The following is a 14595-nucleotide window of genomic DNA, read 5'->3' as shown; positions in this document are numbered from 1 at the left end:
TCGGCCCCACCTCTCTCGCCTCTAGGAGAACCCATGCGTCGCCACCTGCCCGTCATCCTCATCGGACTCGGCGCCTTCCTCGTCACTGCTGCCCTGGTGCTGCGGTTCTACGGCTCCGCGCAGCTCGCGGTTGCCGAGAAGGACCCGCGTGACGTCATCACGATGAACGCGAGCAACGCGACGGTCTTCGTGCCGTCGAGCCAGAGCGAGGTGACGACAGACCTCACCGTGAAGCAGAAGACGGTCGGTGACCTCGAGGCAGCGAAGGACGCGCCGGGCGGCGTCGTGGTGTGGTTCACCACGACCACACGCTCGACGTCCGAGGGTGTCGTCGTTCAGCAGAGCATGGCGCGCACCGCTCTCGACGCCTCCACCGGCATGGCGAAGCCCTGCTGCGAGAGCTTCGCCGAGGTCGTCGACCAGGCGATCAGCAAGGACCAGCGCAACAGCCTGGTGCTGAAGTTCCCGTTCGGTACCGAGAAGAAGACCTACGAAATGTGGGACAGCACGTCGGGCAAGTCCGTCAAGGCCACCTACCGCGGGACGGCCGAGGTCGAAGGCATGACGGCGTACCGGTTCGAGATCAAGATGCCCGCGACCGTGGTCGGCAGCCAGGAGGTGGCCGCCAAGTCCGTCGGTCTGACGGCCGATGGCAAGGTCCCGGCCGACCGGACCTACGGCATCAACCGGACCCTCTTCGTCGAGCCGCGTACGGGCGCGATCCTCAACGACGTGCAGGACGTGAACGACACCCTGACGATCGACGGACAGAAGGTTCGCACGCTGTTCTCCGGCAAGCTCGCGTACACCGACGCGCAGGTCAAGGCCAACGTCGACAAGTACGGCGACCGCGCCGCGACGCTGAAGCGCTTCCAGAGCGACATCCCTGCGGGCTCGCTGGTGTTCGGGCTGCTCGCGCTGGGCGCGGGAATCCTGCTGATGCGTGGTTCGACCGGCCGGTCGGGTCGCCGGGCCGGCCAGTGAACCCGGTCCGGGTCGGTGTCGACCTCGGTGGCACGAAGGTGCTCGCCGGCGTGGTCGACGGCGCGGGCCGCGTCGTTCGGCGTTCCCGTGAGGACACCAGGTCCGAGGACGTGCGCAGCATGGTCGAGGGGGTTCGGCGCGTCGTTGCGGATGTGGCCGACGACGCTCCGGTCTCAGGGATCGGTGTTGCTGTGGCCGGGTTCGTCGACATCACGCAGTCGCGCGTCCTCGTCGCGCCCAACCTGGGCCTGGTCGACGTACCCCTGCGGCGAATGCTCGAGGACGCGATCGGCGCTCCGGTGACCCTGGAGAACGACAGCAATGCCGCTGGGTGGGGCGAGTTCCGGTACGGCGCCGCGCGCGGCCGGGACGAGTGTCTCGTGGTGACCGTCGGCACCGGCGTCGGCGCTGGCCTGATCCTCGACGGACGTCTCAGGCGCGGAGCGACGGGCGTGGCGGGCGAGGTCGGCCACCTCCCCGCCGAACGCGGTGGCCTCCTGTGCGGCTGCGGGCGCCACGGCTGTCTCGAGCAGTACGCCAGTGGTAGTGCGCTCGTGCGCAACACGCGACACCTGCTGGACGAACGGGGTCCGGAGACCGTTGCCCTGCTCGATCGCGTGGACCGGGATGTTGCGACGCTGACGGGGTCGGACGTCACCGACGCAGCCCAGGACGGCGACCGGTTCGCTCGGGGGCAGCTCGCCGTCATCGGCAGCTGGCTGGGCGAGGTGCTTGCCGGACTGATCACGGTCCTCGATCTCGACACCGTTGTCGTCGGCGGCGGGGTCGCGGAGGCCGGAAGCCTTCTCCTCGAGCCCGCCGAACGGGCGCTGAACGCCTCGCTCGTGCAGCGTCCCGGCATGACCCGGGTGCGCGTCATTCCCGCCGAGCTCGGCACCGATGCGGGAATCATCGGCGCGGCCGACCTTGCGCGGTCCGCGGTGCACCAATGAGGGCTTGACCGTACGGGGAGGCCCGCTCAGCCGGAGCGGGCCTCCAGGGCGGCGTAGGCATGGAAGATCAAGTTGATCGCCCGCAGGTCCTGCGCCTCGGAGGACATGTTGTTCATCGCGTAGCTCACGGTCATCCGGGCGTCGCGGTCCACCAGCGCCATCGCGCCGCCCCAGCCCGCCCACCAGAAGGATCGAGGATTCGGGCTCAGGGGCACGCCGGCGCTGACCAGGCCGAACCCGATGCCGTACCGCAGCGGGTAGCGCATGACGGGATCCATCGCGCTGCTCTGCTCCTCCAGGACCCGGTCGAGCATCGCGGGCGCCATCAGGCGCACGCCGTCGAGGGTGCCGTCGCAGGCGAGGGCAGCGTGCACCCGAGCGATCGAGCGCGCGTTGCCCGAGCCGTTGGCGGCGGGGATCTCGGCGGCGCGCCACCACCGTTCGTTGGGTTCGTCGCCGGTCAAGGGGCAGCTGGCCGCGACGCGGGCGGCCATCGCTGCGTCAGCGGCGTCGTCGACCGCTGTGGCCGGATCGCCACCGATGCCGAACGCCGGGGGAGTGATGCGGGCTGCTCGACCGTCGTGTTCGGCGGGCAGGCCGATGTGGAAGTCGGCGCCGAGGGCCTGGGCGATCTCGCTGTCGAAGAAGCAGCCGAGGCTCTGGCCGGTGACCTTGCGGACGAGTGCGTCCTCCAGGAATCCCTGGGTGAGCGGGTGGTAGCCGCCGCGGGTGCCGGGACGCCACCACAGGTCCTGCCTGGCCAGGGCGTCGGCCACTGCTTCGTGGTCGGCGAGGTCTCGCGGCGTGATGGGCGTCGACCATCCGGGCAGCCCCGCGGTGTGGGAGAGGACGTGACGGACGAGGACCTCGTCCTTGCCGCCCGTGCCGAACTCCGGCCAGTACCGCGCGACCGGGGCCTCGAGGTCGAGCTCCCCGCGGTCGGCGAGCATCAGGAGGACAGTCGCGCTCATCGTCTTCGTGACCGACCAGACGTTGACCAGGGTGTCTGCCTGCCAAGGCTGCCCGTGGCCGTCCGTGCCGCCCCACAGGTCGACCACCACCTCTCCGTCGAGGGTCACGCAGACGCTCGCGCCGTCCTCGAGGCCCTGGTCGAAGTTGGACTCGAAGGCCTGGCGCACCAGTGCGAAGTCCGGCTTGCAGTGCCCGTTGATCGCCGTCATTTTCTCGTCCCTCACGCTTGCTGACCGACTAATAGGTAGGTAGGTTAGTGGCAAGCCCCTTCGAAAGGAACCCTCGTGCGCGCGATCATGGTCATGTTCGACACGTTGAACCGTCGTTACCTCCCGCCGTACGGCGCGGAGGGCATCCACGCGCCGAACTTCGAACGGCTGCAGCAGCGCTCGGTGACCTTCGACAACTGCTACGCAGGGAGCATGCCGTGCATGCCCGCGCGTCGTGAGCTGCACACCGGACGACACAACTTCCTGCACCGCAGCTGGGGGCCGCTGGAGCCGTTCGACGACTCGGTGCCCGAGATGCTCTCCCGTGCGGGCGTCTACACCCACCTGAGCACCGACCACTACCACTACTGGGAGGACGGCGGCGCGACCTACCACAACCGCTTCGACAGCTACGAGCTCTTCCGTGGCCAGGAGGGCGACAAGTGGAAGGGTCACGTGGCTGACCCCGAGGTGCTGGCGAACGCGACTCGCGGCATGGGCGGTGCCCGCCAGGACACCATCAACCGGCAGTACATGGCCACCGAGGACCGGCACTGCCAGACCCTCACGTTCGATGCCGGCGTCGAGTTCCTCGCGACCAACCGGGCGGAGGACAACTGGTTCCTCCAGATCGAGACCTTCGACCCGCACGAGCCGTTCTTCAGCTACGACGAGCACCGGGCGCACTACGTGCACGAGTACGACGGGCCGGAGTTCGACTGGCCGGCGTACGGCAGGGTCACCGAGGACGAGCAGGCGATCGAGCACATCCGCGCTGAGTACTCCGCACTCCTCACCATGTGCGACAAGTCCCTGGGCCGGGTCCTGGATGCCATGGACGAGCACAACTTGTGGGACGACACGATGCTCATCGTCTGCACCGACCACGGGTTCCTCCTGGGCGAGCGCGGCTGGTGGGGCAAGTCGGTGCAGCCCTGGTACGACGAGACGATCCACACGCCCCTGTTCATCTGGGACCCGCGCGCGGGCTCTCGTGACGAGCGACGCGGGAGCCTCGTGCAGACGATCGACTTCGGGCCGACCCTGCTCGACTGGTTCGGGCTGGAACCGACGCCCGACATGCAGGGGGTCCCGTTGGCGGGCGCCGTCGCTGCGGACGAACCGGTCCGGGAGGCGGGGCTGTTCGGCGTCTTCGGCGGTCACGTCAACGTCACCGACGGGCGCTACGTGTACATGCGCGCCAGCGCCGGGGCCTCCAACGCCCCGTTGGAGGAGTTCACGCTGATGCCGACCCACATGAAGAGTCGCTTCGACCCCAGCGAGCTGCGTGGAGCCGAGCTGGCGCCAGCCTTCGGCTTCACCAAGGACGTCCCGTTGCTGAAGCTGCCTGGCTCCAGCTGGGGCAACCCGTATGCCTTCGGAACGCTGTTGTTCGACCTGGTCAACGATCCGGCGCAACGGCAGCCGCTCGTCGATGACGAGCTCGAGCTGCGGATGGCCACTCTCATGGTGGAGCTGCTGCGCTCGAGCGAGGCGCCGGTCAGCCAGTTCGAGAGACTGGGGCTACCGGTGGCCGGACCCGTCACGTCCGAGCACCTGCTCGCCCGCGGACAACAGGAGCAGGTGATCGCCTCGTCGCGTCCATTGCCGGCCCGGGAGACGTTCCGGAGCGACGGGCTGAGCGTGTTGAGCACCCTCGACGACATCCTCGCGGACGCTCGTGGTCGGGAAGCGATCGCGGACCACATGCCGATCCTGGCCAACGACGACCTCCGGGCGCGGATCGGCGGGATGTCGCCGTACCAGCTCGCCGCCACGACTCCGGCGGTGACCCTGGAGCTGCTGTACGCGCTCGACGCGTCGATCACGGGCCAGGACCAGGCATCGGTGTGACGACGCAGCACACGCAGACGGTCGAGCACTTCCTGGCAGCTGACGACGCGACCCGCGTCGAGATGCTCGTGTGCTCGCCGGTCGAGCCTCCGCACGCTGCGCTGCTGCTGTTCCACGGAGGTGGCTGGGTGGGTGGGAAGCCGGAGATGCTGGAGCCCCACGCCCGGTTGCTGGCCGACGCCGGGGTTCTCGTGGCCAGTGCCGGATATCGGTTGGTCGGCAAGGGCGCGTCGTCGCCGGCGGACTGCCTGGCCGATGCCGCGCGCGCCGACGACCTGTTCCGGGAGATCGCTTCCCGCGCCGGTCTCGACCACATCGCCATCGGTGGCGGCTCTGCTGGAGCCCAGCTCGCGCTGGCTCTCGCGATGCCCCCTGGGGGCGAGCGGCCCCGTGCGTACGACGGGTTGGTGCTTCTCAATCCGGCGGTCGACATGTGCTGTGGCCGCGGGCCAGTCGCCTCGCTCTTCCGCCGCAAGGTGGGTCTCACCCGGGACACCGCCCGTGCGGTCTCGCCCCTGCACCACGTCAGGTCGGGCGCACCGCGCGCCTTGGTCATGCACGGCACGCGCGACCGGATCGTGCCGATCGGTCTCGCGCGGCAGTTCGAGGACGCCATGCGTGCGGCGGACAACGATTGCGAACTCGTCGAGTTCGACGGCGTCGGGCACGGCTTCTTCCTGCCGCGGCCCGAGGGCAACCCGGCGTTCGACCGCACCGCGGAGCTCATCGAGAAGTTCCTGCTCACCCTCACGGCCGACCCCGAATGCGGTGGCCGCATCGAAGATGGGAAGTACCCGGCATGAGCCCGTTCCTCTGGGGAGCCAGCACCTCGCCGCACCAGACCGAGGGCAACAACATCAACAGCGACTGGTGGGAGCTGGAGAACGCCGAGCCGTCGTTCCTGCCCGAGCGCAGTGGTGATGCCCTCGACAGCTACCACCGCTACCGCGAGGAGATGACACTGCTGGCCGAGGCCGGGTTGAACGCCTACCGGTTCGGTGTCGAGTGGGCGCGGATCGAGCCGGAGCAGGGCCGCTTCTCGGGTGCGGCCCTGGCTCACTACCGGGGGATGATCGACACGGCGATCGAGCTCGGGCTCACCCCGGTCGTGACGCTCCACCACTTCAGCAACCCGCGCTGGTTCGCTGCCGAGGGCGCCTGGGGGCGTTCGGACGCGGTTCAGTTGTTCACCCGGTACGTCGAAGAGGTGTCATCGATCCTCGACGGCGTCGAGTGGGTGTGCACCATCAACGAACCGAACATGGTCGCGATCATGGGGGGCGTCCAGAAGCTCCTGAGTGAGCCCGGCGGGATGGAGAACCTCGCCCAGGGGATGCCCGCCCCCGACGAGAAGATCGGCGTCGTCCTGTTGGATGCCCACCGTGCGGCGGTTCGGGTCCTCCGGGAGCGCACCACCGCGGCGGTCGGATGGTCGATCGCCCAGCAGGCCTTCACCGCGGCAACGCCCGAGGACGAACAGGTCCTTCGAGAGACCAACTGGGTCTGGGAGGACATGTACCTGGAGGCCTCCCGTGGCGACGACTACGTCGGCACCCAGTCCTACACGAGCCAGCCGGTCGGCCCCGACGGTCCGGTCCCGCACCCGCCGAGTCCGGACAACACGATCACGGGGTGGGCCTACCGTCCCGACGCCCTCGGCATGGCCATCCGTCATGCCTGGGACGTGACGGGCGGGGTGCCGGTGCTGGTGACCGAGAACGGCATCGCCACCGACGATGACGAGCGCCGGATCGCCTACACCGAGGTGGCGCTGGGACACCTGCGGGACGCGATGGCTGACGGAGTCGACGTACGGGGCTACCTGCACTGGAGCGCCGTCGACAACTACGAGTGGGGCCACTGGGCGCCGACCTTCGGCCTGATCGCCGTGGACCGGCAGACGTTCCTGCGCACGCCCAAACCCAGCCTCGCATGGCTCGGCGAGGTGGCGCGTTCCGGCCGACCCTGAGGGGTCGGCCGGAACGGCGTCAGTTCCCGCCGGCGAATGCCTTGAACAGGGCCCGCTCCTGGGGACGCAGGGGCGGGCCTTCGGCGTTCCACGACGCCACCACGGCGCCGTTGCCGGGGTGGAGCCGTGCGTGCAGGTCGTCGGCCTGGTCGGCCCGGCCGGTGGCACGCAGGTGCGCCATGTAGTCCTCGGGGTCCGAGTAGAGGGTCGGGCCGTGTTGCAGCGAGATCTGCATCGGGTCCGGCAGCGCGCCCGGTGTACCGGCGTGGAAGTTCCACCACTCGAAGAGTCGCGCCCGCATCCGATCGGCCAGGTCCGGCTCGGCCTCGATCAGGTTCGTGGTGAGGTTCGGGTCCGCCACCATGTCGAACAACGACTCCCACTCGGCCTTGAACGACCCGGGGTGGTAGGTCCGGATGTAGAGGTGCGTGCGCGTGCGCACGGCTCGCTGGAACGTGTGGGCACCGTGGCCCCAGACCAGGTGGTCGCGCGACTCGATCGTCTCCCCGCGTACGGCGTCGGCGAAGGACGTGCCCTGCCACTTCTCGGGGATGGGGAGGCCGAGGAGGTCGCAGATCGTCGGTGCGTAGTCGATGTTGTAGAGAAGGGCGTCGTGGCTGCGCTGCTCGGCGCGGTCGGTGACGCCCGGCCAGAAGACCACCATCGGCACGTGGTGGGTGGGTTCGTTCGCCAGACCGTGTTCGGCGTACGAGCCCTGCTCGCCGAAGGACTCACCGTGGTCGGCACTGACCACGATGGCGACCTCGTCGGTCAGCCCCATCTCCGCCAGTGCGGCTCGCAACCTGCCGAATTGGCTGTCCCAGTACATGATCGCGCCGTCGTACCCGTTGATCAGGTGCTCGAAGTCGGCCCTGGTGGCGATCTGGTCGGGCATGTTGTGTGGGACCGGGCTCTGGCGCGGGGCCATCGAGTAGTGCAGGTCCCGTGCCGAGCGAGGGCCGTAGATGTCCTGGTGGACGTCGATCGCCTCCTGGTCCGGCCAGGCCGGCGCGGGCCCGGAAGCCGCCGCGGCCTCGGTCCAGGTGACGTCCTGGAGGTAGTCCGTGTGCGGGTCCCAGTAGGTGAGGTGGAGGTACCAGTCCTCGCGGTGCCGATTGCGCTCGATCCAGTCGATCGCGACGTCGGTGACGGCGTCGGCGGGTTCGTCGCCGATCTCCGGTGTCGAGCGGATGCTCTCGCGGAAGTTGCCGTGGAAGAAGTGCGCCCGGTGGCGCTCGGCGAAGCTGGAGACCGCTGCCGTGTAGTAGCCGTGGAACGCCAGCCACTGTCCGAGCAGCGGCCGGTCGAACTGCATCGCGTGCCCGGTGTCCATCCGGTACTGGGCGGCGGGTCCGCCGTGACCGACCACGCCGTTGGTGATCCCGAACTGGCCGCTCATCAGTGCCGTGCGCGAGGGGAGACACGGAGAGTCGGAGCAGTAGTAGTGGTCGAAGCGCACGGAGTCGGCCGCCATGGCGTCGAGGTTCGGTGTCGTCGGACGTTGGTACCCGTACGGACCGGTGTGGTCGGGTCGTAGCGTGTCCACGTCGACGTAGATGATCTTCACGGTGCCTCCGGATGATTGCGAACCGACTTATAGGTCGGTAGGTTAGTTCATGGACCGTCGCTGGGGAAGGGCTGGGAGGTAGGCCATGGATCATGGGTGTTGCAGTCCGCAACGCATGCCCGGGGAAGGCGATCAGTCGTTGGCTGCGCTCACGTCCCTCGCGGTGCCGTCCGTGTCCGGAGCCACGCACGCGATCTCCCAGGTCACGGTGCCGGGCGGCACCTACTGGATGGGTGATGCGCACGGCGACGGGCGGCCCGGCGACGGCGAGACGCCCGTTCACGCCGTCGAGCTCGACAGCTTCGAGATCGATGCGACGTCGGTGACCAACGCCGACTGGGCGGTCTTCGTGGACGCCACCGGTCATGTCACCGAGGCTGAGGTGTTCGGTACGTCCGGGGTGTTCCACCTCCTCCTGTCGGCCGACCCCGAGGACGTCGTGAGCCGCGCGCCCCGGACGCCGTGGTGGCTCGGTGTCCGCGGTGCCGACTGGCGTCACCCCGGTGGACGGCACGGCTCGATCGACGGCCTCGATGACCATCCGGTGGTGCACGTCAGCTGGAACGATGCCCAGGCGTACTGCCAGTGGGCGGGGCGCCGGTTGCCCACCGAAGCCGAGTGGGAGGTCGCCTCTCGTGGGGGCATCGAGCGCGCGCGTTACCCGTGGGGTGACGACCTGCCCGCCCGTGACGGCGAGGGGGACTGGCCGTGCAACATCTGGCAGGGCTCGTTCCCCGGTGTCAACACGGAGGACGACGGTTGGCTCGCGACCTCCCCGGTGCGCACGTACCAACCGAACGGGTACGGCGTGTGGCAGAGCGTCGGCAACATCTGGGAATGGTGTGCCGACTGGTTCGACCCGGGGTACTACGCCCGCGCGCCGCTGCGGGACCCGCGCGGCCCGGGCGCCGGGAGTGCCAGGGTCCTGAGGGGTGGTTCCTACCTCTGTCACGACTCGTACTGCAACCGCTACCGCAACGCGGCGCGCTCGGCGAACACCCCCGATTCGTCGGTGGGCAATGCGGGCTTCCGTACGGTCGCCCTCCCGGTCGCCTAGGCTCGGGGCATGGCCAGCACCGAAACCGCCGAACGGTCGGGGAAGCTCTCCCGGGCGCGCATCATCGAGATCGCGTTCGACCACTTCGCGGCGAACGGCTACCGCGGCGCGTCGCTGGCCAAGATCGCAGCTGAGGTCGGTCTCTCCCAACCGGGCCTGCTGCACCACTTCCCGAACAAGGCGACCCTCTTCAAGTCCGTCCTGCTCGAGCGCGACACCCGCGACCTCCAGGCGGTCGGGATGGAGGTCAACAAGATCGCGGAGCTGGACGTCGAGCAGCTGCTCGACTTCTTCGAAGGTCTCGTCCGCCACAACGCCGACAACCGGAACATGGTCCAGCTGGCCCACCTGACTGCTGCGGAAGCGACCGGCCCGGACCATCCGGCGCACGACTGGGTGGTGCTCCGAACGAGCTACTTCCGCGACCTGTGTGCATCGGCGGTCCAGAACGGAATCGACAGTGGTCGGGTCCGCAAGGGAGTCAATCCGCGGACCGTCGCCACGATGCTGATCGCCGCTTCCGAGGGGCTGGAGAACCAGTGGCTGGTCGACCCGTCGGTCGACCTGGCGGGCGAGTTCGCCGAGTTCGCAGCGATGCTGCGTCGCGACCTGGCTCCCGTGAAGCGCAAGTCCTGACGCTGGCCTACTGACCATTCGGTCGGCTAAGGTCGGCGGATGAAGCCGAACTTCCTCTGGATCGTCAGTGAGGACTGCCCGCCGCGGTTCGGGTGCTACGGCGACGTGCTCGCGCGGACGCCGAACCTGGACGCCCTGGCGGAACGGTCCGTGCTCTACGAGCACGCGTACGCGGCGGCGCCCGTGTGTGCACCGTCGCGATTTGCCCTCCTCACGGGCGTACCTCCGGAAGCGCACGCCCCGGCGATCCACATGCGTGCGCAGGCGGTGCTGCCGGACTGGATGACGACCTATCCGCAGGAGCTCCGCGCTCTCGGCTATCACCTCACCAACAACGCGAAGACCGACTACAACGCCGATGTGGACCCGGCTGCGTTGTGGGACGACTGCTCCACCGAGGCGCACTGGCGCGGGCGCCCTGCAGACACGCCCTTCCTCGCCGTGTTCAACATCGACGGGACCCATGAGTCAGCTGTGTTTCGCCGCACGCAGCCGCTCCTCGATCCGGCGTCGATACAGCTGCCCGCCTATCTCCCGGACACCCCGGAGATCCGCGCTGACTTCGCGCGGTACTACGAGGACATCGAGCGCATGGACGCGCGGGTCGGCGAACTCTTGGCGCAGCTCGCCGAGGACGGGTTGGAGGAGACCACCTACGTCCTTCACACCTCGGACCATGGCGGCGTGAATCCCCGGTCCAAGCGCCACTGCTACGAGGAGGGGCTGCACGTGCCGCTGTTGCTGCATGCGCCTTCTCGCTTCGCGGACCGGCTGCCCCTGCGTGGCACTCGCGTCGTCTCCGCGGTCAGTACTGCCAGCATCCCGGCGACCCTCATCGACCTGGCGGGCGGGACGGTGCCCGACCACATGGTCGAACCCAGCCTGGCCACACCGCAACCGCCGACCGACGCGCTCGCGTTCAGCGCCCGCAACCGGATGGACGAACGATACGACTTCGTCCGAACCGTCAGTGACGGCCGCCATCGGTACATCCGCAATTTCCTGCCGCACCGTCCGAGCGGCCAGTACAACGGCTTCGCCTGGATCGCGGCGGGCTATCGGTCCTGGGAGCGGGAGCACCTCGCTGGCCGACTGACGACGGACCAGGACCGCTTCTGGCAGGAGCGCCCGGCCGTCGAGTTCTTCGACGTGATCGCCGACCCTGACCAGCTCGTGAACCTGGCGGGCCGGCCCGAGGCCGCCACGGTGGAGCGGCGACTGGCTGCTGCCCTGCGCGACCACATGCTTGCCATCAACGACAACGGGTTCCTGCCGGAAGGTTCGCCCCTTGAGGGATGGGACGCAAGTCGTCGGCCGGGTGCCTACGACCTCCCCGGCTTGCTGGACCTGGCTGGAATGGCCGGGCAGCGAGACCCTGCCCATGCAGAGGCCTTCGTGCGGCGACTGGAGGACGCCGATCCCCTGCACAGGCGCTGGGCCGCGCTGGGGTTGCTGATGATCGCCGATCGGCTGGGAGATGCGGGTGGGGTGGTGGCCGGACTGCTTGGCGCGGCGCTTGACCGGGAGGGCGACGCGACGGTTCGGGTCGCCATCGCCGAGGCGCTGGCGCGGATTGACCCCGGCGGTGCCGTCGGTGTCGGCGAGCTCGTGGTGCTGGCCGATCCGTCGCAGTCATTCGGTGTGCGACTCGAGGCGCTCAACGCTCTCACGGCGCTCGAGCCCGATCGATTGCGGGACCTGTCCGTTCCGGCGGCGGGCGATGACGACGGCGAGTACCTCGCACAGGCGCTCGAGCACCTCACCCTGTTGGTCGAGGGGCGGTACGCGCCGGACGTCCCGGTCGGGTCGTGGGCCCGGTTCTTCTGAGAAAGCTCAACGAAGGGCTAGCCTACCTACTACTCGGTTGGTAGGTTGTGGTCTCCATCGAACCGAGGAGTGCCATGTCGACCGTGCCGCCGTCCGTCCAGCTTGACGATCTCGAGGTGGTGCTGCGCGAGCGGCTCGACCTGCTCGACCTGCCAGCGAAGGTGCGGTTGCTGAGCGGCGCTGACTTCTGGACGTTGCCGGCGGACGAGTCGATCGGACTGCGGTCCATCGTGTTCTCGGATGGTCCGGCAGGCGTGCGAGGCGAGGTAGGAGATGAGCGGAATCCGTCGTTGAACCTGCCGTCCGGGAGCGCGTTGGGGGCGACGTGGGACGTCGATGTCGCGCGTCGGTACGGCGACCTGCTCGGGCGCGAAGCGTTGCGCAAGGAGGCGGACGTGGTGCTCGGTCCCACGATCAACCTGCACCGTTCGCCGTACGGCGGTCGTCACTTCGAGGCGATGTCCGAGGACCCCTTGCTGACGGCCCGGTTGGCGGCGGCGTACGTCGAGGGCGTCCAGGCGCACGGTGTGGCCGCGTGTCCGAAGCACTACGTGGCCAATGACTACGAGGTCGAGCGGAACACGGCGAGCTCGGAGGTCGACGAACGAGCACTGCGAGAGCTCTACCTGGCGGCGTTCGAGGACGCGATCGTCGAAGCGCGTGCGTGGGTGGTGATGTCGGCGTACAACGGCGTCAACGGAACCACGATGAGCGAGAACGACCTGCTCCGTGATCCGCTCAAGACCGAGTGGGGCTTCGACGGCGTCGTGCTCTCGGACTGGATCGCCGTCAAGACGACCGACGCTTCGGCCAACTCGGCCCAGGACGTCGTGATGCCTGATCTGTTCAGCCCGTGGGGCGACGCGCTGGTCGAGGCAGTTCGCGAGGGTCGCGTGCAGGAGTCGGCGATCGACGACAAGGTCCTGCGGGTCCTTCGGCTCGCGGCGCGGGTGGGAGCGCTCGACGGTGTGAAGCCCGCTCCCCGGACTGCTGGTGAGGCGCCCGACCCGCTCAACCTGGTCACCGAGCTGGGGACGGAGAGCATGGTGCTGCTGCGTAATGCCGGCGAACTGCCGTGGGCGGCGGCGCCCGCCTCGATCGCCGTGATCGGGCCGAACGCGCTCTGTGCCCGGAGCCAGGGGGGCGGCAGTGCGACGGTGGTTCCCGAACGGGTGATCTCACCGCTCCAGGGCCTGCGTCAGCACTTCCCTGCGGCAGAGGTCTCCTTCGACATGGGCGTTCCTGCGCCGACGGAGATCTTCCCCATGGACCGCGAGCTGCTCCACGACCCCGTCACGAACACCCCTGGCGTCCACGTCGTCTTCACCGATGCAGGCGGGAGCGTGCTGCTCGAGGAGGTCCGGTTGAGCGCAGAGCTGGCCTGGCTGGGAACCATGCCCGAGAACGCGACGACCCTCACGATGCAGACCCGGTTCAGTCCCGTGACGACGGAGCGTTGCGTCGTCGGTGTTGCTGTCGCCGGCCAGGTCTCCCTCTCGATCGACGGCGTGGTTGCCATCGACCGGAACAGCACGATCGACGGTGTGGGCCTCGGTGACGGTGACCTGGACACCTCGGACATCACCGCCAACATCTTTGCTCCGCCGGTCAGCAGCGTCCCCGTCGAGCTGGTGGCCGGACAGTCCGTCGAGCTGCTCGTCGTCTGTGACCTGACGACGGCACCGCTGCCGATGGTGCACGCGATCATGCTCGGTATGGCGCCCCGATCGGGCACCGACGCCGAGATGGTGGCCGAAGCCGTTGCCGCGGCCGCGGCTGCTGAGGTGGCAGTCGTGGTGGTCGGGACCAGCTCGCGGACCGAGAGTGAAGGCTTCGACCGCAGCACGCTCGCGTTGCCCGGTGGGCAGGACGCGTTGGTCGAGGCCGTTCTCGCCGCCAACCCCCGCACGGTGGTCGTCGTCAACTCGGGCAGCCCGGTGCTGATGCCCTGGCACGACCGGGCCGCCGCGGTCCTGCTGACCTGGTTCGGGGGTCAGCAGACCGGGACCGCGCTCGCCGACGTGTTGGCCGGGGATCGGGAGCCGGGTGGCCGCCTGCCCACGACCTGGCCGGCGGACGAGCAGTCCGTTCCGATCGGCCCCGACCGACCGGTCGACGGCAAGGTGCACTACGACGAGGGCATCGAGATCGGTCACCGGGCCTGGCTGCGCGACGGCGGGACGCCGGCGTACTGCTTCGGACACGGCCTGGGCTACGCCACCTGGGAGATGTCGGACCTGGCCGGCCCGACGGCCGTTGCCGCCGGCGAACCGATCACTCTTCGGGTGACCCTCAAGAACACCAGCGACCGGGCTGGCAAGCAGGTCGTCCAGGTCTATGCCTCCCGCGAGACCAGCGACGTCCTGCGGCCTGTGCGCTGGCTCGCTGGCTGGGGAGTCGTCCGGGTCGAGGCCGGCGACGAGGCCACGCTCGACATCGACATCGCGGCCCGCAGCCTCGCCGCCTGGGTCGACGGCGCTTGGTGGTTCGAGCCCGGCACCTTCGACCTCTCGGTCGGCACGAGCCTGGACCACCTCGAGCTGCAGACCGCCGTCGAGGTCGGCTGA

The 14595-nt window shown here is 69.0% G+C and carries 11 protein-coding genes; 9 read left to right on the top strand and 2 right to left on the bottom strand.

Going from position 1 to position 14595, the window contains the following annotated elements; translation table 11 throughout:
- Nucleotides 1–33: 33 nt before the first annotated feature.
- Together ASD84_RS08800 and ASD84_RS08795 are read left to right on the top strand one after the other, a co-directional pair.
- The gene (locus tag ASD84_RS08800; RefSeq protein ID WP_056709191.1) at nt 34–984 is read left to right on the top strand and encodes a DUF3068 domain-containing protein; all 951 of its coding nucleotides are present in this window, start codon (nt 34–36) and stop codon (nt 982–984) included.
- Entirely contained in the window at nt 981–1937 is a 957-nt protein-coding gene (locus ASD84_RS08795; RefSeq protein ID WP_056709189.1) for an ROK family protein, read from the top strand. The genes ASD84_RS08800 and ASD84_RS08795 overlap by 4 nt, the downstream gene beginning before the upstream one ends.
- Before the next feature lie 26 nt (nt 1938–1963).
- Here the strand turns inward: ASD84_RS08795 and ASD84_RS08790 are convergent, their stop codons facing one another.
- Nucleotides 1964–3118 (bottom strand): serine hydrolase domain-containing protein, encoded by a 1155-nt coding sequence (locus ASD84_RS08790; protein WP_056709187.1) that lies wholly within the window; start codon nt 3116–3118, stop codon nt 1964–1966.
- A gap of 75 nt (nt 3119–3193) precedes the next feature.
- On the opposite strand from ASD84_RS08790, the gene ASD84_RS08785 reads away from it, so the two are divergent.
- Genes ASD84_RS08785 through ASD84_RS08775 form a run of 3 tightly spaced genes read left to right on the top strand, consistent with a single transcriptional unit; the run spans nt 3194 to nt 6941 of the window.
- Nucleotides 3194–4972, top strand: a complete 1779-nt coding sequence (locus ASD84_RS08785; protein WP_056709184.1) for a sulfatase — start codon at nt 3194–3196, stop codon at nt 4970–4972.
- A complete protein-coding gene (locus ASD84_RS08780; protein WP_056709183.1) occupies nt 4969–5775 on the top strand; it encodes an alpha/beta hydrolase in 807 nt (268 codons plus the stop codon). Before ASD84_RS08785 ends, ASD84_RS08780 begins: the two co-directional genes overlap by 4 nt.
- On the top strand, nt 5772–6941 hold the full coding sequence (locus ASD84_RS08775; protein WP_056709181.1) for a family 1 glycosylhydrolase: 1170 nt from the start codon (nt 5772–5774) through the stop codon (nt 6939–6941). The genes ASD84_RS08780 and ASD84_RS08775 overlap by 4 nt, the downstream gene beginning before the upstream one ends.
- Before the next feature lie 19 nt (nt 6942–6960).
- Here the strand turns inward: ASD84_RS08775 and ASD84_RS08770 are convergent, their stop codons facing one another.
- Nucleotides 6961–8508, bottom strand: a complete 1548-nt coding sequence (locus ASD84_RS08770; RefSeq protein WP_056709178.1) for a sulfatase — start codon at nt 8506–8508, stop codon at nt 6961–6963.
- Between the two features lie 139 nt (nt 8509–8647).
- Here ASD84_RS08770 and ASD84_RS08765 point away from each other — a divergent pair, with 139 nt between their 5' ends.
- The 4 genes from ASD84_RS08765 (at nt 8648) to ASD84_RS08750 (ending at nt 14595) form a co-directional block, all read left to right on the top strand.
- Entirely contained in the window at nt 8648–9565 is a 918-nt protein-coding gene (locus tag ASD84_RS08765; protein WP_235531037.1) for a formylglycine-generating enzyme family protein, read from the top strand.
- Nucleotides 9566–9574: 9 nt separating this feature from the next.
- Complete coding sequence (locus ASD84_RS08760) at nt 9575–10201, top strand: TetR/AcrR family transcriptional regulator (protein ID WP_056709175.1); 627 nt, start codon at nt 9575–9577, stop codon at nt 10199–10201.
- 39 nt (nt 10202–10240) lie between these two features.
- Nucleotides 10241–12028, top strand: coding sequence for a sulfatase-like hydrolase/transferase (locus ASD84_RS08755; RefSeq protein WP_056709172.1), 1788 nt, complete (start codon nt 10241–10243; stop codon nt 12026–12028).
- Nucleotides 12029–12102: 74 nt separating this feature from the next.
- Complete coding sequence (locus ASD84_RS08750) at nt 12103–14595, top strand: beta-glucosidase family protein (protein ID WP_056709170.1); 2493 nt, start codon at nt 12103–12105, stop codon at nt 14593–14595.

Origin of the sequence: Nocardioides sp. Root682, from assembly GCF_001427795.1 — a bacterium.
Classification (GTDB): Bacteria; Actinomycetota; Actinomycetes; order Propionibacteriales; family Nocardioidaceae; genus Nocardioides.
This window is presented reverse-complemented; position numbering and strand designations above follow the sequence as displayed.